Raw genomic sequence first — 20,626 nt, 5'->3', positions numbered from 1 at the left:
AGCAAAAGGGGATAGCCTTAGGAGTTGATCCTGGATGACAGGATAATGAGCCAGTATCTACTGGGTGTGTCCAAGGCGAATGTCCTCTTAGCGTAATCGTGCGCGCATGTTACGCCAGCAAAATTTTGACGTCAACACGCAACAGATGGCGAAAAAGTAATAATTTCCCCTCATGCACCAAGGTTAGCAGAACGAGGGTATTTATCTATGATTTCAGAAGATTAAGCGACAGATTGCCGGATAGCGGCTGCGCCTTATCCGGCGGAGAAATCATCACCTTAATCTGTGCACAGGCCTGATATCCGTATGATCAGACGGTTTCCAGTCTTGCATAGGCGGCAACCAACCATTTGATCCCCTGCCCCTGGAACGCGACCTGCAAACGACTGTGTTCGCCGCTGCCTTCCAGATTCACAATCGTACCTTCGCCAAACTTGGCATGGCGTACACGCTGTCCCAGCTTGTAACCCGTGTCGTTTTCCGCCATAGGCGTGCCCATCCGCTGATGGCTCACCGGACGGCTGACCGTCGCACGTAGACGAACCTCTTCCACACACGCTTCCGGCAGTTCGCCAATAAAGCGCGACGGGCGGTGGTAAACTTCTTTACCGTACAGACGGCGCGTTTCCGCATAGGTCAGCGTCAGCTTCTGCATGGCGCGGGTAACGCCGACATAGGCCAGACGACGCTCTTCTTCCAGACGCCCGCCTTCATCGAGGGACATCTGGCTGGGGAACATCCCCTCCTCCATTCCGACGATAAACACCTGTGGGAATTCGAGACCTTTTGCCGAGTGCAGCGTCATCAACTGCACCGCATCCTGCCAGGTATCCGCTTGCCCTTCGCCCGCTTCCAGCGCCGCGTGGGAGAGAAACGCCTGCAGCGGCATTAAGTCTTCATCTTCTTCGTTGTAGCTGAACTGGCGCGTTGCCGTCACCAGTTCGTCTAAGTTTTCGATACGCGTCTGACCCTTCTCGCCCTTTTCCTGCTCGTACATCATGCGCAGACCGGAGTCTTTTACCACCCGGTCAGTCTGGACATGCAGCGGCATATCGGCTGTTTCCTGGGCCAGCGCGTCAATCAGCTCCATAAAGCGCTGCAAGGCGCTCGCGGCACGACCGGCAAGGGCTTTCTCTTGTAGCAGTTCACGACACGCCTGCCACAACGTGAGCTGTCGATCACGCGAAGTCTGGCGCACGACGTCCAGCGTACGATCGCCAATGCCACGCGTTGGGGTGTTCACCACGCGCTCGAAGGCGGCGTCGTCGTTACGGTTTGCAATCAGGCGCAGGTAAGAGAGCGCATCTTTGATTTCCTGGCGTTCGAAGAATCGCATGCCGCCGTAAATACGGTACGGCATGCTGGCCTGTAATAAGGCTTCTTCCAGTACACGCGACTGGGCGTTGCTACGGTAAAGAATGGCGCACTGCTCCAGCGCACCGCCGTTGTCCTGCCAGGTCTTGATACGGTTGACCACAAAGCGCGCTTCGTCGAGTTCGTTGAACGCGCAGTAAAGCGAAATCGGTTCGCCGTCGATACCGTCGGTCCACAGTTTCTTACCCAGACGCCCGTTATTGTTCTCAATCAGGGCGTTGGCGGCGCTGAGGATATTGTTGGTCGAGCGGTAGTTCTGTTCCAGACGAATGGTTTCTGCGCCTGGGAAATCGTTGAGGAAGCGCTGGATATTCTCCACCTGCGCCCCGCGCCAGCCATAAATGGACTGGTCGTCATCGCCCACGATCATCACCTTGCCCGTATCGCCCGCCAGCAAGCGAATCCACGCGTACTGGATATTGTTGGTATCCTGGAATTCGTCCACCAGGATATTCGTAAAGCGTTCGCGGTAGTGCTGGAGAATGTGCGGTTTGTTGAGCCACAGTTCGTGAGCGCGCAGCAGCAGTTCGGCAAAATCCACTAATCCCGCACGATCACACGCTTCCTGGTAGGCCTGGTAAACTTTCTGCCAGGTTTGCTCAACCGGGTTGCCGTAGCTTTGCAGATGGTGCGGACGCAGACCTTCATCTTTCTGACTATTGATAAACCACATTGCCTGACGCGGCGGCCACTGCTTCTCGTCGAGGTTCATCGCCTTGATCAGGCGCTTCAGCAGACGCAGTTGATCCTCGCTGTCGAGGATTTGGAAATCCTGCGGCAGATTCGCGTCCATGTGGTGCGCACGCAGCAGGCGGTGCGCCAGACCGTGGAAAGTACCTACCCACATACCGCCCTGGCTGGTTCCCATGATCTGACCAATACGATGGCGCATTTCCGCCGCCGCTTTGTTGGTAAAGGTCACCGCCATAATGGAGTATGGCGAGTTGTTCTCAACGGACAACAGCCAGGCAATACGATGCACCAGTACGCGGGTTTTACCGCTTCCCGCCCCCGCCAACACCAGCATATTGCTGCGTGGCGCGGCCACCGCTTCGCGCTGTTTGTCATTGAGGCTGTCGAGCAGGTAAGAAACGTCCATTGGCACCGCCGCGTAAAAGTAGGTAAGGCGGATAAGCACATCGCTATCCGCCAAAAAGCTGGGTATATATACAGAGTTCTGCTGGTGATTATATCAGCGAGGTCAGAGATGCCAACCGTGAAATTTCGATATGTGGCAGCAAACGACTGTCAGCGGTTTGCATCAGGTCGGCATTTTCCGGTTTGATCCAACAGGCCTGCATACCACAGCGAATAGCGCCAGCGACGTCTGTCGTCAGATCGTCCCCCACATGCAGGATCTCACCGATTGGTATATTCAGTTTTTCCGCCGCCAGCGAATACATATCGCTGAAGGGTTTGGATCGCCCGTCCGGCCCGGCGCGCAGCACAAATTCAAAGTACTCGCCCAGACCAAACAGCTCAGGCTGCGCGTTACCGTTGGTGATCGCCACCAGCGGCCATTTGCGGGCCAACGCCTTCAGCGTGTCATGCGTAGACGGCGGAACATCAATTTGGCTGCGCCATTTTGCAAAGTTCATCATCGCCGCATTGGCCCCCATTTTTGCCTCAGCCGCCGACAGCCCCGCTTCCAGCATAGCGCGTTCGACAGCGCGATGACGCCACCGGGTCACGTCGTGGTAGATCTCCGGCTCGGCGTCGCGTACAGCCTGGCGCATGCGCTGTAAGTCGCTATTTTGTAGCGAACTCAGCGCCGGATGATAATTTTGTACAAAGGCGAGCGCTTCCTGCTCGGTGCGCAGGATCACGGGACGGTTGTCGTAAAGGGTGTCATCAAGGTCAAAGGTGAGCGCAGAAATGTGCCCCAAAGGCCGGTAAAAACGCATTATTTCCCCCGTTTGGCGCGTGGATGCGCCGCATCGTACACTGAAGCCAGGTGTTGAAAATCAAGATGGGTATAGATTTGGGTGGTAGAGAGATTGGCGTGTCCCAACAGCTCTTGCACACCGCGCAGGTCGCCACTCGACTCCAGCATATGCGTCGCAAAGGAGTGGCGTAATTTATGGGGATGCACGTGGCTGTTCAGCCCCTGCTTGATCCCCCATTCAGCAAAGCGCTTCTGCACGTTACGTGCCGAGATCCGTTTGCCCAGTTTTGACAAAAACAAGGCATCGTCATCACCGCCAAATAACCCGCGCAGATCCAGCCAGTGCTCAATCCACGCCACCGCATTACGGCCAATGGGCAGGCGACGCTCTTTACTGCCTTTACCCATCACCCAGACTTCGCCGGTGTCGAGGTCGAGGTGCTTTATATCCAACCCAACCAGTTCGGATAAACGCAATCCGGCGCCGTACATCACTTCCAGCATCGCCCGATCGCGCACGGCGAGGGGATCGTTGAGGTCGATATCCAGCAGACGGTTAACGTCATCCACATCAATATTTTTGGGCAGATGACGTGGCGCTTTCGGTGCGGACACACTTTTTGCCGGGTTGGCTTTCAACTCGCCCTGGTTGACCAGCCAGTCGAAAAAACTGCGCAACGCGGAAAGTCGCAATGCGAGACTCGCCGGTCCAAGACCTTTACGCCGACTACGCACGGCAAAACTGCGTACACTCGCAGCATCACATTGTTGCCAGCTTTGCAGACCGGTTTCGCCGGCTAACGCGATGATGGCATCAAGCTGACGCTGATAATTGAGCAGCGTGATCGGGCTAAGCTGACGCTCTACGCCCAGATAGCGTAAGAAGCGCGCAACATCCTGAGAAAGGGGTGATTCGGTCATACGCGTTCAATCCAGCGCTCCAGCAGCTCCGGCAACATCAGCGAGATTTCCTGCAATAGCTGCGTTCCCTGCCCTTGCTGGTAATGATTAACATCACGGCTGCTAAACAACATGACGCCAAGGGAGCCATCCTGCCCCAGCATCGACATAGCCACGGAACCGATCGCTTTTGCATCCGGCATCATAACCAGCAGTTCCGGGCCGTTGAGCGGACCAAGATAGTGCTGTGACTGACCCAGTCGCTGAATACGCAACGGCTCAAACGCCTGCCGGCTTAATGCCAGATGGGTGAATTTCGATGGAGCGCCAAGCCGCCAGCGATCCGGAAACAAGCGCACCGTCGCACCCGCCAGCCCCAGCTCACGCGCCCAGCGGTGCAACCGCATCAGCATATCGTCAAGACTGCTAGCCGCCACCAGACGCGCTTGCAGATTTAACAGACGATAGAACAAGCTTTCGTTAGCGGTGGCTTGTTCCATCAATAATCCGATGTTCTCTTCCAGCACGTTAATGTGATTACGTGCCCGCGCCATATGCCATTCAACTAAAGAAATCGTGCCCCGCACCGGGTGCGGAACACGCATCGCTTCAACTGCCTGGGCATTACGGATAAAAAACTCAGGATTACGCTGGAGATAATCGACGACCGCGCGATCGTCCAGCTCCATGAGCGTTTCCTGTAGTTCTTCCCCTGGTTGCTTCATAAGTGAATAAATCCGTCGTAGACATGTGCCGCCGGGCCAGTCATATACAACGGATGACCCGGACCTTTCCAGGCGATATCAAGGCGACCGCCTGGTAATTCCACGCGCACTTCTTCGGCCAGCAGGCCCTGCTGAATACCAACAGCTACCGCTGCGCACGCACCGCTGCCGCAGGCCTGCGTTTCACCGGCCCCGCGCTCGTAGACGCGCAGTCGGATATGCTCACGTTTCACCACTTGCATAAATCCGATATTGGCGCGTTCAGGGAAGCGTTCGTGGCTTTCCAGAACCGGCCCCAGCGTTTCCACTGCGGCGGTTTCAACATCATCAACCTGAATCACGCAGTGCGGATTCCCCATCGAGACCACACCGCACAATACTGTCTGCTCAGCCGCTCGCATAATATAGGTCTTCTCTGCTTTGTTGGCGCGAAAAGGAACCTGCGAGGGCTCAAAATTGGGTTCACCCATATTCACCCGTACCAGCTCGTCGTCCGTTACGCTCAGCACCATGCGACCGTTGGCGGTACTGACGCGAATATCACGCTTGTTTGTCAGCCCTTTCAGGCGGACAAAGCGGGCAAAACAACGGGCACCATTACCGCATTGCGACACTTCACTGCCGTCAGCATTAAAAATGCGGTAATGAAAATCCAGCTCCGGGTCATAGGGAGGCTCAACCACCAGCAGTTGATCAAACCCCACGCCAAGATGCCTGTCAGACAGGCGGCGGATCAGTTCCGGTGAGAAAAAGACATTCTGCGTTACCGCGTCGACGACCATAAAATCGTTGCCAAGGCCATGCATTTTAGAGAATTGCATCGTTCACTCCGTTCACGCGGGTACAGAAACTTACCGTCAGTAATTCACCTGAGAAGGACCGTCACCCACCCCACGATCGTTTTTCTCAGGCGTCGTGGATTGCGATTGCGGTTGAACGCTCTTGGTCGGAGGCGGCGCGCTTTTGTCGGCTGGCGGAAAATAGAGTGGGCCTTTCAGACCACAACCCGTCAGGCTGAACAGAGTAAAAAGTACAGCGAGTGCCTGAAACACATTTTTCATTATGGATTGCCTGTAAGTTCATACTTTCTGTTTTCTATCATCGCAGGAGAAGGCGTAAAAGCAAGAGTTTGGCTAAAAACTGCATCGCGATTTATTTCCCGTTATACTGCGACCATCACGAAAAACAGGATAAAAAAATGAACGACAGTGAATTTCATCGCCTTGCCGACACGCTGTGGATGACCATTGAAGAACGTCTGGACGACTGGGATGGCGACAGCGATATCGATTGTGAGATCAACGGCGGCGTGCTGACCATCAGCTTTGAAAACGGCAGCAAAATTATTATTAACCGTCAGGAGCCGTTGCACCAGGTGTGGCTGGCGACCAAACAGGGTGGCTACCATTTTGACCTGAAAGGCGATGAGTGGATTTGCGATCGTAGCGGCGAAACGTTCTGGGATCTGCTGGAGCAGGCGGCCACGCAACAGGCGGGTGAAGACGTTAGCTTCCGCTGAGTGGTTTGCCGGATAGCGATGCCAACACCCTATCCGGCACTGCCGTTCCGATCAGGAGAAATACTGCTGCAACATCGGTGTGTCGTTATCCTGATTAGCCGGCGGGACAGGGTTGATCGGCTGAGTACGGAACGGGATCACCTGCGCACGCCCGTCAGTTTTCACAATCTGATAGAACTGCGGCAGGTTAAAGTTGATAAAGCTGGAACCGTAAGTAAAACGATCGTGCGATGATGAGTAGAAGCGACTGACGTCACGCACCAGCTCTTCTTTGCTGCCTTCGCAGTGGTGATACACTTCGACCCGATTACTCTCGTCCAGAATATAGATATTAAAGCCCTGATCCTCACCCGTTTCTTCGAAAAAGAACTGAATGATCCCTTCACTGGCAAAACCATCCACCACGGACGGCAATTTCACATGGTTTGTCTCAACCTGTACGGAAAGACCGTGCAGTTTGTTGTGCGAAATGGCGCCATAGAATTCAATGGCGTTTTCCAGTTTCTGGACTGATACGTTCAGGCGCTCGAAGAACAGTCCCCACGTCTGACCGGAAACGCGCAGCGCTTTAAAGCGACCGGTTTCCTGACGCGTACTGGAGAGGCGCAGTTCGATACACTCAGACACCAGTTGCTGGACGCGAGTACGGATTAGGCCACGCAAATGCTGGCTGTAGCAAAACACTTCTACGCTATCCGGCGGCGCAGCGTCCTGGTGCATTTTGCCCAGAATCGTTTTTAACGCTTCAATCATCGCCTGCTCGCCGTTGAAGTGCAGCGTACGCACCTCATTCCACGAGTTGCGATACAGCAGGTCTACGCTTCCCACCAGGCAATTTTGCTCTTCACCAAAGCTGAAGACATCCAGCTTACGGAAATCAAAATGCACGACCTGATTGCGGAATGCCGCCGTCGGGTCATATTCAAGGTTAACAATAATCGCCAGATGGCGAATTTCGCACGGGCTGTAGAGCGCTTTCGGTGTGGGCGCAGGTAAACGCAGCGGGAAGTGGTGCGATACATCAGCGACCATTTCCTGCAGCTTAGGCAAATCGACAATGCCGTTGCCTTTAATAAACAAATGCGTACGCGATGTCAGCAGACCGTTAAACCATGCCCACGCCACCAGTTTGTTCAGGTAGCGGTTATATTCCAGCGGCTGGTGGCTGATGATGGAGTCCATGTTGGGCGCACGGTTGTAGAGATACCAACCCGAACGGTTGGCACGACCCGGCGGTACATGGATAAACGTCAGATTCGGTTCGGAGAGATCGGGTGAAATCTGCGGGTTCACCAGCGTCACTTTCCCCGGCAGAGCTTCAAATGCAGCGTACAGCTTACGGGTCAGCACGCCGATATCCTGCGGACTGGCGCTGACGCTCAGGTTATTGCGGCGCGCAAAGCGAATCAGATTACGATAGCTCTGCATCATCGCATCAAGCAGTTCGTTATGGGCTTCACGGACCTGGTCAATCTTCCAGTTAGCGCGGTTATCAAGCATGGTCAGGCGGTCATCGTCCCAGCCCCACTCTTGCACTAACTGACTTAACACTTCACGACGCCAGCCAACGCAGGCGCGCTCGCGGCTCAGTTTCTCACACACTTTTAAGTAGAAACAGCGACGCACTAAATCCAGACGCGTCGGGTCTTCAATCGCCGTAAGGTATTCGGTGACGCGCTCCAGCATCATGCAATAAGGATCGAGACCAAACGAGACAATCTCGCCATCGTGCAGGCGCTGTTTAATGTCTTTCGCCAACAGGCGTGGATTGGGGTATTCCCAGGAATACGCTTCCAGCAGCAGGGTTTTCAGCACGGCTTTGTACGGGGAGTCGATACTCTTGTACAACTGCCAGAGGCTGGCGCCAAAGTACTCTTCGGCGGAGAGCGAACTGAGTCCGCCCAGATCAAGCCATTCGTTTGGCGTTAATACACCCTGCGCGTAGAGCGTCATGACGTAATCGTCGTAATGATCTTCTTCGTCGCCCGGTACCATATTCCACAGAATACGTTTGCCCGCGAGGCGCACGGCAGTGCGATAGAATTCATCAAGCAGCAGGATATGCTGCGTCGAGCCGCAGTCTTCACCACCCAGACTGCCGCTTTCATTGTGGCGGAAACGGTTTTCATCAATCAGGAAGAAACTGACTTCCACGCCCAGCGAGGCGGCCCAGCTTTCCAGCAGGCTACATTTACGCTGCAGCAGCTGGCGCTCTTCGCTATCCAGCCAGGATTGATGGCAGACCCAGATATCCAGGTCAGAGGAACAACTTTGCCCTACTGAAGAGGTGCTACCCATCGAGTAAACGCCGGTAATCGGCAGTTCGCCCTTAGGCGGGTCCTGTGGTGACATTCCACGGTACAGTTCCAGCTCATTCAGATAGTGGCGTTGGGTTTCATCAGGCGTGTAAAAGCATATGCCTTTGGGAACGTTACCATCGAGGTAACCCGGCATCAGCGGATGGTGGTAGTGCAATAATGTCGGCAGCAGACTGTATACCTGCTGGAAGGCAGGTCCCATGGCAGCAAGCGCGCGATCCACACGCAGTTGATTTATGGCATCCAGTCTCTGTTTCAGAGTCTCAATATAGAGGTACAAGACGTATCGCCTGATGTTGCTATCCGTCATGTTGTCGATTGTCACGGCGCATGCGCTTGAAACAATCGTCACCCATTCGGATAAACCGTATGTCAAAAATAACCGTTACCTTTTTTCGCCCCTATTTTTTATAGGACACAGCCGAAAAAATGGTCTAAAACGTGATCAATTTAACACCTTGCTCATTGACCGTAAAGAAAGATGCGCTACATACAAGTGTAGCACCGTTCGTTACGTGTAAATTCCTTCATACGGTCGGGAGGTTTCTCGTCATTATTCACTGCCAGTGATAATGCAGCGCCTTTTCCTCTCACTTACGTTTGAGCGTAACGCTGACATCCCTTTGATAAGGATGTTAGGATGGTCAATGAATGATAATGACGGTAACAAGCATGTTAGACAATGTTTTGAGAATTGCCACACGCCAAAGCCCCCTTGCGCTCTGGCAGGCACATTATGTCAAAGACGCCTTAATGGCAAATCACCCTGGTCTGGTCGTAGAACTGGTGCCTATGGTAACCCGTGGCGATGTGATTCTGGATACCCCGCTGGCAAAAGTGGGTGGTAAGGGTTTGTTTGTTAAGGAGTTGGAAGTCGCGCTGCTGGAAAAACGTGCCGATATCGCCGTGCATTCCATGAAGGATGTGCCGGTCGAATTCCCTGAAGGACTGGGACTCGTCACCATTTGCGAACGTGAAGACCCACGCGATGCGTTTGTCTCGAATAAGTACAATACGCTGGATGACCTTCCCGCAGGTAGCATCGTCGGAACATCCAGCTTACGTCGTCAGTGCCAGTTGGCGAAACGTCGCCCGGATCTCATCATCCGCTCACTGCGCGGCAACGTAGGAACACGCCTGAGTAAACTGGATAACGGCGACTATGACGCCATTATTCTGGCCGTCGCCGGGTTAAAACGCTTAGGCCTGGCGTCGCGTATCCGCACCGCACTGCCGCCAGAAGTGTCTCTGCCGGCTGTCGGACAGGGCGCGGTCGGCATAGAATGTCGCCTTGATGATCTGCGCACTCAGGCACTGTTAGCGCCGCTCAATCATGAAGAAACCGCGTTACGCGTGAAAGCGGAACGTGCCATGAATACCCGCCTGGAAGGGGGCTGTCAGGTGCCTATCGGCAGTTACGCTGAACTCATCAACGGTGAGATTTGGCTACGCGCGCTGGTCGGCGCGCCGGATGGTTCGCAGATGGTATGTGGGGAACGCCGCAGTGAGCCGCAGGATGCCGAACAAATGGGCATTTCATTAGCGGAAGAGCTGCTGGATAACGGCGCACGAGACATTCTGGCTGACGTTTATAACGGAGAAGCACCCGCATGAGTATTCTGGTCACCCGCCCATCTCCCGCAGGGGAAGAGTTAGTGAGCCGTCTGCGCACACTGGGGCAGGTGGCCTGGAGTTTTCCGCTCATTGAGTTTTCGCCGGGTCGGGAGCTGGCCACGCTTGCCTCCCGCCTGTCGGCACTCACGGAAAACGATCTGGTCTTCGCCCTCTCGCAACATGCCGTCACCTTTGCGGATGCCGAGCTTCAGCAACAAGGGGCTCGCTGGCCCTCCCTTCCGCGCTATTTTGCTATTGGTCGCACAACGGCGCTGGCGCTGCATACCGTTAGCGGATGTAATATTCACTATCCTCTGGATCGGGAAATTAGCGAAGTCTTGCTACAATTACCTGAATTACAAAATATTGCGGGAAAAAGCGCGCTTATTTTACGCGGTAACGGCGGTCGGGAGCTGATAGGCGAAACCTTGACAGCGCGTGGAGCCGATGTGAATTTTTGTGAATGTTATCAACGCAGTGCAAAACATTACGATGGTGCAGAAGAAGCGATGCGCTGGCAATCGCGCGGTGTGACGACGGTAGTGGTCACCAGCGGAGAGATGCTACACCAGCTCTGGTCGCTGATTCCGCAGTGGTATCGTGAGCACTGGTTACTACGCTGTCGGCTGCTGGTCGTCAGTGAGCGTCTGGCGCACCTCGCCCGGGAACTGGGCTGGCAAGATATTGAGGTCGCTGATAACGCCGACAACGATGCGCTACTCCGCGCATTACAATAACTCTCATAATGGGATGCCATAATGACGGAACAAGAAAAATCCTCCGCCGTGGTTGAAGAGACCAGGGAGGCCGTGGACACCACATCACAGCCAGTCAATGCTGAAAAAAAGAGCAAAAATAGCACCGCGCTGATCCTGAGCGCAGTGGCGATTGCTATCGCGCTGGCCGCGGGTGTAGGACTGTATGGCTGGGGGAAACAGCAGGCAACAACGCAGACGGCAACCAACGATGCGTTGGCAAATCAGCTCACCGCGCTGCAAAAAGCGCAGGAAAGCCAGAAGGCTGAGCTGGAAGGCATTATCAAACAGCAGGCGACACAGCTGGATGAAGCCAGTCGCCAACAGGCCGCGCTGGTCAAACAGCTTGATGAAGTGCAGCAAAAAGTCGCCACCATTTCCGGCAGCGACGCCAAAACCTGGCTGCTGGCACAGGCCGATTTTCTGGTCAAACTGGCGGGTCGTAAATTATGGAGCGATCAGGACGTAACCACCGCTGCAGCGCTACTGAAAAGCGCCGACGCGAGCCTGGCCGATATGAACGACCCGAGCTTGATTGCCGCACGTCGTGCGATTACCGATGATATCGCCAGCCTCTCTTCGGTCTCTCAGGTTGACTATGATGGCATTATCCTCAAAGTGAACCAGCTCGCGAATCAGATCGATAATTTGCGTCTGGCCGATAATGACACTGACGATTCGCCGATGGACTCCGACAGCAGCGAGCTTTCCAGCTCCATTAGCGAGTGGCGCGTCAATCTGCAAAAAAGCTGGCAGAACTTTATGGACAGCTTTATCACGATTCGTCGCCGCGATGAAACCGCCGTACCGCTGCTGGCACCGAACCAGGATGTTTACTTACGTGAAAATATCCGCTCCCGCCTGTTAGTGGCGGCGCAAGCCGTACCGCGCCATCAGGAAGAGACATATCGCCAGGCGCTGGAAAACGTCTCCACCTGGGTACGTGCTTACTACGACACCGACGATGCAACGACGAAAGCCTTCCTGGAAGAAGTGGATCAACTAAGCCAACAAAGCATCAGTATGGACGTTCCTGAAACGCTCCAGAGCCAGACTATTCTTGAGAAATTAATGCAGACTCGCGTGCGTAATTTACTGGCTCAACCCGCCACAACACCGGTTGAGGCCGCACCAGCGCCTCAGGCTGATGCTCCGGCAACCGCGCCGCAAGGAGAATAATGATGCTAAAAGTATTATTGCTCTTTGTGCTGTTGATCGCCGGGATCGTCATCGGCCCGATGATTGCCGGTCATCAGGGTTACGTGCTGATCCAGACGGATAACTACAATGTCGAGACCAGCGTGACCGGGCTTGTGATCATTTTGATCATCGCGATGGTGATCCTGTTTGCGATTGAATGGCTGCTGCGCCGTATTTTCCGTACCGGTGCGCACACTCGCGGCTGGTTTGTCGGCCGTAAGCGCCGTCGTGCTCGTAAACAGACTGAACAGGCACTGCTTAAACTGGCTGAAGGTGACTATCAGCAGGTTGAAAAGCTGATGTCGAAAAATGCCGATCACGCAGAACAGCCGGTGGTGAATTACCTGTTGGCGGCAGAAGCCGCGCAGCAGCGTGGCGACGAAGCGCGAGCCAATCAGCACCTCGAACGCGCAGCGGAACTGGCCGGGAATGATACGATCCCGGTAGAGATCGCCCGTGTTCGTCTGCAGTTGGCCCGAAACGAAAATCACGCCGCACGCCACAGCATCGATAAACTGCTGGAAGTGACGCCACGTCATCCGGAAGTGCTGCGTCTGGCTGAGCAGGCTTACATTCGCACCGGCGCATGGAGTTCTCTGCTGGATATCATTCCATCCATGGCAAAAGCGCACGTTGGGGATGAAGAGCATCGCGCCATGCTGGAACAGCAAGCGTGGGTGGGTCTGATGGATCAGGTTCGTGCCGATCAGGGCAGTGAAGGATTACGGACCTGGTGGAAAAACCAAAACCGTAAGACCCGTCATCAGGTGGCCCTGCAGGTAGCGATGGCGGAACATCTGATTGAGTGTGACGATCACGACACGGCGCAGCAGATCCTTATCGACGGCCTGAAACGTCAGTATGACGACCGTCTGGTACTGCCCATTCCGCGTCTGAAAACGAACAACCCGGAGCAGATAGAAAAAGTACTGCGTCAGCAGATTAAAACGGTGGGTAATCGCCCGCTGTTGTGGAGTACGCTCGGCCAGTCATTGATGAAGCACGGCGAATGGCAGGAAGCGACGCTCGCCTTCCGTGCTGCGCTTAAACAGCGCCCGGACGCCTACGACTATGCCTGGCTTGCCGACGCGCTGGATAGACTGCATCAGCCTGAGGAGGCCGCTACGATGCGCCGCGATGGCCTGATGTTGACGCTGCAGAACAACAATCCCCCGCAGTAATTCCCCATTGCCCGGTGACGCTTCGCTTACCGGGCCTACATATTTTTCAATCGTATACACAAAATCATTCAAGATGCATCAAGGCGGCAAGTCTGGGAATCCTCAGGAGCTTACATAAGTAAGTGACTGGGGTGAGCAGGCGTCGCCAACAAAGAGGCAGCCTGAAGGATGACGTGTATATGCATAAAAAAACGCCCGCTCGAAAGGAGCAGGCGTTAAACAGGTCTGTATGACAACATAAATGGGTGCTTCACTCAACGTTATGTCCATGGTGTTCGATGAGGCTAAAGCGACATCTGTCAGTGGACGATAAGCACCGTAAACGGCTCTGCGTCATTCCTGAGTTTATGAGGCCTGATGGCGAACATAAGAGATGGAATGAGCATCTACGGCGCGTATTATACACAGCCCATGCTGGGATTACACTGCAAAAACCAGGTATTCGGACTTTTTAAGACTGCAGGTAATTTGGGGCGCTAAACGCAGAGAAGGGAAAATCAGAAAACAAAAAACCCCGCCGAAGCGGGGTTCAAAATTGGTCGGCGAGAGAGGATTCGAACCTCCGACCCACTGGTCCCAAACCAGTTGCGCTACCAAGCTGCGCTACTCGCCGTTTTACTGCTTTTTGAATTTTTAGTTCAATTCTTTAAGTCGTGGTGCGAGGGGGGGGACTCGAACCCCCACATCCTAAGGACACTAACACCTGAAGCTAGCGCGTCTACCAATTCCGCCACCTTCGCATTTCACAACTTTAAATTAATGGGGTGGCTAATGGGATTCGAACCCACGACAACTGGAATCACAATCCAGGGCTCTACCAACTGAGCTATAGCCACCACTGCAAATCTTTTTACGCGGTATTAAACCACCGCAGCTCCGGCACCTTACTAAATGGTGCGCCCGACAGGATTCGAACCTGAGACCTCTGCCTCCGGAGGGCAGCGCTCTATCCAGCTGAGCTACGGGCGCTTAGCGCCGTTGCGGGGCTGGATATTACGGAGGTCTCGGTCTGCTGTCTAGTGCTTTTTTAAAATAAATTATCGTTTGGTCATGCTTTGTGCGTTTTGTCGCTTATTCCTCCAATTTTTGGGCGACACCATGACGATTCAGCCCAAAAACCTTATAAATGAGCGTCACAACCAACAAGAAGGCGATACCAACAAAAAGCGACATACGGGTATCTTCATTAAAATACATGCCAATTAATACGCAAACCAGGAACGCCATCGTCAAATAATTCGCCCACGGGAACAAAATGGAGCGGAAAGGATGGCTGGCAATCGCCTCTTTATGCGCCTGACGAAAACGCAGCTGGCTTATCAGGATCACAAACCACGGTACCATGCCCGGCAGTACGCTGGCGCTATAGACATAGACGAACACGCGCTGCGGGTTAGGAATAATATAGTTCAGGCATGAGCCAATCAGTAAGATTGCGATAGAAATCGCCACACCGGCCACCGGTACGCCATGGCGGGAGACCTTCCCGACAACCGCTGGTAGCTGGCGGTTCTTCGCCAGTGCGTAGAGCATACGGCCGCAGCTGTACATCCCGCTGTTGCAACCTGATAGCGCCGCTGTCAGCACCACAAAGTTGATAATCCCCGCCGCAGCCGTGATACCAATTTTGGCAAACGTAAGGACAAACGGGCTACCGTTGCTGCCAATCTCATTCCACGGGAAGATAGTGACAATGACAAAAATCGCGCCGACATAAAAAATCAGGATCCGCCACAGCACCTTACCCACTGCACTCCGCAACGTAACCTGTGGGTTTTTGGCTTCGCCAGCCGTAATACCAATCAACTCCACCCCCTGGTAGGAAGCCACCACAATACACAATGCGGTAAGGAAACCTTTCCAGCCGCCCGCAAAGAAGCCACCGTGTTCGGTCAGGTTGCCAAAGCCAATCGCCTGACCTCCGTTACCAAAGCCGAAGAAAATGACGCCCAGCCCAATGACAATCATCACAATGATGGTGGTCACTTTAATCATGGCAAACCAGAATTCGATTTCGCCATACAGACGCACCGCCGCCAGGTTCGCCAGCGCAACCAGTCCGACGGCAATGATCGCCGGTATCCACTGCGCCATATCCGGGAACCAGAACTGCACATAGACCCCGATGGCGGTAATCTCCGAGATGCCCACTGCCATCCACATAAACCAGTAGGACCAGGCGGTGAGATAACCAAAGAAGGGACTCATGTAACGGTGGGCGTAAACGGCGAATGAACCGGCAACCGGCTCAAGGAACAGCATCTCGCCCATGGAACGCATGATGAAAAAGACGAACAGGCCAGCGACAATATATGCCAGCAGAACCGACGGTCCAGCCCATTTCAGGGTGCTGGCGGCCCCCATAAACAGTCCGACGCCGATGGTGCCCCCAAGGGCAATTAATTCGATATGACGAGCCTCCAGCCCACGCTGTAGCTCAGGTTTGTTCGCAGCCATAAAACCTCTTGTTGTATTCGCATTATTTCCGGTATTACCGGTTATCGTTATGGGTACATCTTATTTTTCCATCACAAGCCATACGGCACTAACCGCTTCACGGCTGGCGCTAAAAACATCACAGCATTGTAATGATTGTTGCGAATGGTTTCTTAAAATCGCCTAAATGGCAATTAAAGCATTCAAAAAATAAATAGATTGTTCGAGAAAGCGGCGATTATGTTGTCAATAAGTAGCGCGTCCAGCAGAACCCGCTACTTATCCATTGAGGGAGGGAGATTAGAGATTACCGGTATAGTGCCAGCGGAGATAACGCAACAAACGGAGTTGGCGGGTAATACGGCTTGGTTGTGACAGTAACCGATACAGCCACTCCAGCCCCAGGTTCTGCCAGAATTTTGGCGCACGCTTGACGTGCCCGGTAAAGACGTCGTAGGTGCCACCCACGCCCATATACAGCGCATTCGGATGAACCTGACGGCAATCGCGCATAAAAATCTCTTGTTTCGGCGAGCCCATTGCCACCGTAACAATTTGCGCACCACTGGCATGAATACGCTCAAACAACGCCTGACGCTGCTCCTGCGTAAAATAACCATCCTGGCTGCCAACAATATTGACCCGCCACTGTGCCCGCAGTTTTGCTTCTGTCTGCGCCAATACCTCGGGCTTGCCGCCTATCAGGAACACAGGCGTCCCTTCACGGCCAGCACGCGCCATTAACGCCTCCCAGAGATCGGCGCCAGCCACGCGTGAAATCTGCGCCTGTGGGAATTTTTTACGCACAGAACGCACAACGCTAATGCCATCGGCATATTTAAATTCGGCAGCGTCAATCAACGCCCGAACTTCCGGGTTATCTTCCGCCGTCAGCATTTTCTCGGCATTGATAGCCACCAGCGTCCCCTGCCTGAGGTGCCCCTCTGCAAACAGGTAATTCAGCGCATGCTGCATATCGCGCCAGCCAATCAGTTGTAACCCGCGCAGTGAGTACAGCGGCGCAGTTGTGTTATCTGTCATTACGATCCTTCAACCTGTGTCCGGGGCAGCGATTTTATTCGTTTATGGATAAGTCCCGCGCTATCAAACAACCAGAACAACAATTTTGCCACCAGCAGACAGACACCAAAAATCACGAGGAAAAAGACCACGCGCGAAACAAACGAATCCAGTCCTTCACGCGCCAACACAATCATGTTGAAAATGGCGCCGAAACAGAAGCTGTGCAGAATCGCGGCTTTATAGCGATTGGTTTCCCGGTTTCCCAGCTCATACAGCCAGTCAAACCACTTGATGATAAGCCCGACCACAATCGCACCCAGCGGTATAAACAACGCACCGCCCATAACCACCAGTGAACCAATCAATGTAGGAGAAATCGCCAGACCCGAGTGGTTGTTCAGCACTTCCCAGGTAAAGTAGTTTGCTGAATTGAGTACAATGCTCGGCCGACCCGGCCACAGCCAGGACGGAATAAAGACGTAGAAATCACGCACGATCGGCGCCAGACCCTGGAACTCAATATTGTGGTAATTCTGTAGCAACAACGCCAGGTTTTCCCACGGTGAGAAGGTATCACGTGTGAGGTACAGGAAAGTATAGAACGCCTCGTCGCCGCTCACGTTCATCCCGTAGCGCTTCAGCGCCAGCCAGAACATCCCGACAATGCCAAGCACGCCAGCCGCGGCCAGCATCCACAGTGAAATCCAGCCGCGAATAATGCCAATAAACAAGAAGATGGCAAACGCGATGATGATGTTGGCACGTGTACCGCCCACGATCATATAGGTCAGTAAACCAAACGCGACGGTGCTAACCAGGAAGAACAGCCACGCCTTGCTGTCCTGACGCAGGAAATAGACCACCAACATTGCCGGAATGAAGAAGTAGAAGAAACGCTTCAGGGCAACACCGGACACTTCACTGGAGAAAATCTGACTGTAAGACTGCAGTCTGAACAGCAGAAAACCGTTGTGCATAAAGAAGATACCCACGCTCACCAGTGCAATCGCCATCAGGATCACCCAGGTCAGATGGGCCTCAACGCGGTTGATGGTGAACAGCGGTTTGCGCGGTTTATCGCTGACGCGCTGACGTAAACGCGTTTTATAGGTCACGTAGTAAACCGCATAGAAACAGGCGGCTGAAAGCAACGCCTGCAACAAAATCTCCGGTGGCGCGACCGCAACGTCAAAGCGGAATACCAGAATGCTGGTCAGGGGAAAACCGAAGAAAAACGTCAGCAAAAACAGCAATGAGAAGAACACATTGAAGTTAAAGCGTACGCGACGGAATTCAAACCAGGTCAGCGTGGCGATAAATAAGGTAGAGAGCAGCCACACTACCAGCAGACCGCTGAATTGCATCAGACTCATACGGTTTCTCCTGAGGCAATGCTCAGCGCGTTATGCCACGGTTGCAGGTAGTTCGGGCTAAAGAAGGTAATCGTGCTCTTGTCTACCGATGCCAGTTGCCGCTGCGCTTCGCGCACGACACTTTCGTTAAGAAAGTCAGTGGTAAATAACACAGGCAGATTCTGCTCAGCCATATCCTGCCAGAAAGGGTTTTCACGGTTAAGTACGCATGGAATACCGGCCTGGATCAACAGACACAAGGTTCCAATTCCCTGCTGGCGGGCAAAAATAAAATAGCCCAGATCGCACTGACGAAGTAATGCCAGATAGGCATCAAATTCCAGCTTTTCACTGAGAATGTGCAAATTTTCCGCACTAAACAATGCCAGCCCCGCCTGGCGTACCTCATCGATATACGCCTCGTTATTCGCCGGGTATCCCATCGGAACAATCACGTTCACGGTGTCGCCAAACTGCTGATGCACCGCACGCAGTGCGTCAATATGTGCATTACTACGATCGCCGGAATTACCCACAAGAATTGTCATTTTGCCGCTACATTCGCGCGTGTTAGCCATGTTATTCAGCGATGGGTCCATGCGCGTAGGGAAATAGAGTAACTCTCCGCGTACTCGGGGATGTTGCCCGGCGAAATAGCGTAAATCTCCCCGCGTGGCAAACACGCAGCCCACTCGGTTTTGCGCCATACGACGAATCGGGTAAAACAGGCGGAATTTCAGGCCACTGGAGACTTCGTACAAATCCGCGCCCCAGATATGCCAGTAAAACTGTTCTGGCTTAATGCCCCCACTCAGCAACGCCAGCCACAGGCTGGTGTTGAACTGACCATGGAAGAAGAAACGCTGTTGGCGATCAGCTTTCGCTTTCGCAATCACCGCTTCGGCCAGTGCCTTTTTTCCACCATAAAAGCTCAGCGATAACGCCGGGCAACTGGCGCTGAGTCCGGCATCCTGGCCTGCAACCATAAACGTACGCGCGTGCTCGCTCGTCGCAGCCAGCGAGTCATTAAAAAACCGCAGTACGGTTTGGTTATGGTGAGGGATATCCGATCCCAAAACGTGAATCAGTACAGTCATGCCCGCCTACGCCAGAGTAAAAACACGCCACAACAAAGAGAAAAATAGACCACATAGGTTGCCATATAGGCCTGAGCAGCGCCCAAAGCACCCTGCATCGGGATGAGCCAGTGGGCAAATGCCGTCAATAAAATAAACTGGCTAATTTCAGCCAAAATATAGAGCCGCAGTGACGCTTTCGCGATCACCAGATAGCCAAAAACGTAAGCGCCGACTTTCAGTACATCTCCCACCAGCTGCCAGGCGAAAAGGTCGCGCATGGCGGTAAATTTCGCGGAAAAGAGCAGCCAGATAGCAAAATCACGCAACAGCCAGACGGTAAAACTCACCGCGGCGACGGCTGGCAGTACAAAATTGAGCGACTTCACCACTTCGCGCGTAATATCACGTTTTTCTGTCAGTCGTGACAATGTCGGCAGTAAATACACGCTAAATGACGCGGTAATAAATTGCAGATAGGCGTCAGAAATACTGCTCACGCCTTGCCAGATCCCAACGTCATCCCAGCTATACCGGGCAGCCAGCAGGTTTCGCATCATCACATACGCCACGGGAAGCGTGACGGAGGTGACCAGCGCCATCAGCGTAAATTTGCTCAATTGCCCTGCCAGGCCGTTATCCCAGGAAGGTTTCAGGTAATGCAGTGGGAGGGTTCCACGTTTGATCAACATCACCGTGGCGGGTACAACCACCAACGCGGGCACCAGCGCCAGCCCCAGTAAGGCGCCTTCGTATCCACCCAGCCGGTAGCAGGCATAATACGCCACAACCCCCACCAGACTGCCGACAATCAGCGACAATGCATTACCGGCGGCATCGCGGAAGCCTTTCATCAGCGCCAGCAGAAGGTTCGCCCAGGCAATCCCCATCTGTACCAGTGCAACCAGCCGCACCAGTCCCTGATAGTGCGTATGACCAAATAATCCCTGGCTGATGGGCGCTGCCGCCAGCAAGAAAATCACCGCCATCAGGGTAGAAAATCCCAGCACCATCGCAGAAGCTGTGCCAGCAACGTTACGGAGTCGCGTCGGGTCATCATGATACTGTGCGACGTATTTCGTGACGCCGTTAAAAATACCGGCTCCCGCCAGTACGCCAAGCACAGTGACCATCTGGCGGAAGTTACCCGCCTGCCCCACACCCGCCGGACCAAATGACACCGCCAGCAGCTTTACAACCAGCAAACCCGCACCAATTTTTACCAGCGTACTGGCAGCCGTCCACAAGGACGCTTTAGCAAGCGACAT

General features: G+C 53.8%; 18 protein-coding genes and 4 tRNA genes. 5 read left to right on the top strand and 17 right to left on the bottom strand.

Annotated elements, in window-relative coordinates; translation table 11 throughout:
• Positions 1-17: 17 nt before the first annotated feature.
• The 7 genes from ysgD to lptM form a co-directional block, all read right to left on the bottom strand.
• The gene (ysgD, locus tag N7268_RS05750; protein WP_212723238.1) at positions 18-74 is read right to left on the bottom strand and encodes a YsgD/CorL family protein; all 57 of its coding nucleotides are present in this window, start codon (positions 72-74) and stop codon (positions 18-20) included.
• 236 nt (positions 75-310) lie between these two features.
• Positions 311-2,473: a DNA helicase II gene (gene uvrD, locus N7268_RS05745; RefSeq protein WP_198907394.1), complete on the bottom strand. Its 2,163-nt coding sequence runs from the start codon at positions 2,471-2,473 to the stop codon at positions 311-313.
• A gap of 88 nt (positions 2,474-2,561) precedes the next feature.
• Positions 2,562-3,278 (bottom strand): 5-amino-6-(5-phospho-D-ribitylamino)uracil phosphatase YigB, encoded by a 717-nt coding sequence (yigB, locus tag N7268_RS05740; RefSeq protein WP_260862077.1) that lies wholly within the window; start codon positions 3,276-3,278, stop codon positions 2,562-2,564.
• The gene (xerC, locus tag N7268_RS05735) at positions 3,278-4,180 is read right to left on the bottom strand and encodes a tyrosine recombinase XerC (protein WP_260862076.1); all 903 of its coding nucleotides are present in this window, start codon (positions 4,178-4,180) and stop codon (positions 3,278-3,280) included. Before xerC ends, yigB begins: the two co-directional genes overlap by 1 nt.
• A complete protein-coding gene (locus N7268_RS05730; protein WP_198907397.1) occupies positions 4,177-4,884 on the bottom strand; it encodes a DUF484 domain-containing protein in 708 nt (235 codons plus the stop codon). The genes xerC and N7268_RS05730 overlap by 4 nt, the downstream gene beginning before the upstream one ends.
• Entirely contained in the window at positions 4,881-5,705 is an 825-nt protein-coding gene (gene dapF / locus N7268_RS05725; protein WP_198907398.1) for a diaminopimelate epimerase, read from the bottom strand. The genes N7268_RS05730 and dapF overlap by 4 nt, the downstream gene beginning before the upstream one ends.
• A 36-nt stretch (positions 5,706-5,741) precedes the next feature.
• Positions 5,742-5,945 (bottom strand): LPS translocon maturation chaperone LptM, encoded by a 204-nt coding sequence (gene lptM, locus N7268_RS05720; protein WP_198907399.1) that lies wholly within the window; start codon positions 5,943-5,945, stop codon positions 5,742-5,744.
• A 137-nt stretch (positions 5,946-6,082) separates the two neighbouring features.
• Here lptM and cyaY point away from each other — a divergent pair, with 137 nt between their 5' ends.
• Positions 6,083-6,403 carry an iron donor protein CyaY gene (cyaY, locus tag N7268_RS05715; RefSeq protein ID WP_198907400.1) on the top strand — a complete coding sequence of 107 codons (321 nt, stop codon included), beginning with the start codon at positions 6,083-6,085 and terminating at the stop codon, positions 6,401-6,403.
• Between the two features lie 51 nt (positions 6,404-6,454).
• On the opposite strand, the gene cyaA is transcribed toward cyaY, so the two are convergent.
• Positions 6,455-9,001 carry a class I adenylate cyclase gene (gene cyaA / locus N7268_RS05710; protein WP_260862075.1) on the bottom strand — a complete coding sequence of 849 codons (2,547 nt, stop codon included), beginning with the start codon at positions 8,999-9,001 and terminating at the stop codon, positions 6,455-6,457.
• 392 nt (positions 9,002-9,393) lie between these two features.
• On the opposite strand from cyaA, the gene hemC reads away from it, so the two are divergent.
• The 4 genes from hemC to hemY are packed head-to-tail and all read left to right on the top strand — an operon-like array spanning position 9,394 to position 13,471.
• Positions 9,394-10,335: a hydroxymethylbilane synthase gene (gene hemC / locus N7268_RS05705; protein ID WP_260862074.1), complete on the top strand. Its 942-nt coding sequence runs from the start codon at positions 9,394-9,396 to the stop codon at positions 10,333-10,335.
• The gene (gene hemD, locus N7268_RS05700) at positions 10,332-11,072 is read left to right on the top strand and encodes a uroporphyrinogen-III synthase (RefSeq protein WP_260862073.1); all 741 of its coding nucleotides are present in this window, start codon (positions 10,332-10,334) and stop codon (positions 11,070-11,072) included. Before hemC ends, hemD begins: the two co-directional genes overlap by 4 nt.
• A 21-nt stretch (positions 11,073-11,093) precedes the next feature.
• Positions 11,094-12,269, top strand: coding sequence for a uroporphyrinogen-III C-methyltransferase (hemX, locus tag N7268_RS05695; protein WP_260862072.1), 1,176 nt, complete (start codon positions 11,094-11,096; stop codon positions 12,267-12,269).
• 2 nt (positions 12,270-12,271) lie between these two features.
• Positions 12,272-13,471 (top strand): protoheme IX biogenesis protein HemY, encoded by a 1,200-nt coding sequence (gene hemY / locus N7268_RS05690; RefSeq protein ID WP_260862071.1) that lies wholly within the window; start codon positions 12,272-12,274, stop codon positions 13,469-13,471.
• Positions 13,472-14,007: 536 nt separating this feature from the next.
• Here the strand turns inward: hemY and N7268_RS05685 are convergent.
• The 9 genes from N7268_RS05685 to wzxE all read right to left on the bottom strand — a co-directional run bounded on the left by N7268_RS05685 (position 14,008) and on the right by wzxE (position 20,626).
• Positions 14,008-14,084 (bottom strand) — tRNA-Pro (locus N7268_RS05685).
• Between the two features lie 41 nt (positions 14,085-14,125).
• Positions 14,126-14,211: transfer RNA gene (locus tag N7268_RS05680), tRNA-Leu, on the bottom strand.
• 20 nt (positions 14,212-14,231) lie between these two features.
• Positions 14,232-14,307: transfer RNA gene (locus N7268_RS05675), tRNA-His, on the bottom strand.
• Between the two features lie 56 nt (positions 14,308-14,363).
• Positions 14,364-14,440, bottom strand: a tRNA-Arg gene (locus tag N7268_RS05670).
• Positions 14,441-14,542: 102 nt separating this feature from the next.
• A complete protein-coding gene (thrP, locus tag N7268_RS05665; RefSeq protein ID WP_260862070.1) occupies positions 14,543-15,928 on the bottom strand; it encodes a bifunctional threonine/serine APC transporter ThrP in 1,386 nt (461 codons plus the stop codon).
• Positions 15,929-16,207: 279 nt separating this feature from the next.
• Positions 16,208-16,948: a lipopolysaccharide N-acetylmannosaminouronosyltransferase gene (gene wecG / locus N7268_RS05660; RefSeq protein ID WP_260862069.1), complete on the bottom strand. Its 741-nt coding sequence runs from the start codon at positions 16,946-16,948 to the stop codon at positions 16,208-16,210.
• Positions 16,948-18,303, bottom strand: coding sequence for an ECA oligosaccharide polymerase (gene wzyE / locus N7268_RS05655; protein ID WP_260862068.1), 1,356 nt, complete (start codon positions 18,301-18,303; stop codon positions 16,948-16,950). The genes wecG and wzyE overlap by 1 nt, the downstream gene beginning before the upstream one ends.
• The gene (locus N7268_RS05650) at positions 18,300-19,379 is read right to left on the bottom strand and encodes a TDP-N-acetylfucosamine:lipid II N-acetylfucosaminyltransferase (RefSeq protein ID WP_260862067.1); all 1,080 of its coding nucleotides are present in this window, start codon (positions 19,377-19,379) and stop codon (positions 18,300-18,302) included. Before N7268_RS05650 ends, wzyE begins: the two co-directional genes overlap by 4 nt.
• Positions 19,376-20,626 carry a lipid III flippase WzxE gene (gene wzxE / locus N7268_RS05645; protein ID WP_260862066.1) on the bottom strand — a complete coding sequence of 417 codons (1,251 nt, stop codon included), beginning with the start codon at positions 20,624-20,626 and terminating at the stop codon, positions 19,376-19,378. The genes N7268_RS05650 and wzxE overlap by 4 nt, the downstream gene beginning before the upstream one ends.

The organism is Citrobacter sp. Marseille-Q6884, from assembly GCF_945906775.1.
Lineage (GTDB): Bacteria > Pseudomonadota > Gammaproteobacteria > Enterobacterales > Enterobacteriaceae > Citrobacter.
This window is presented reverse-complemented; position numbering and strand designations above follow the sequence as displayed.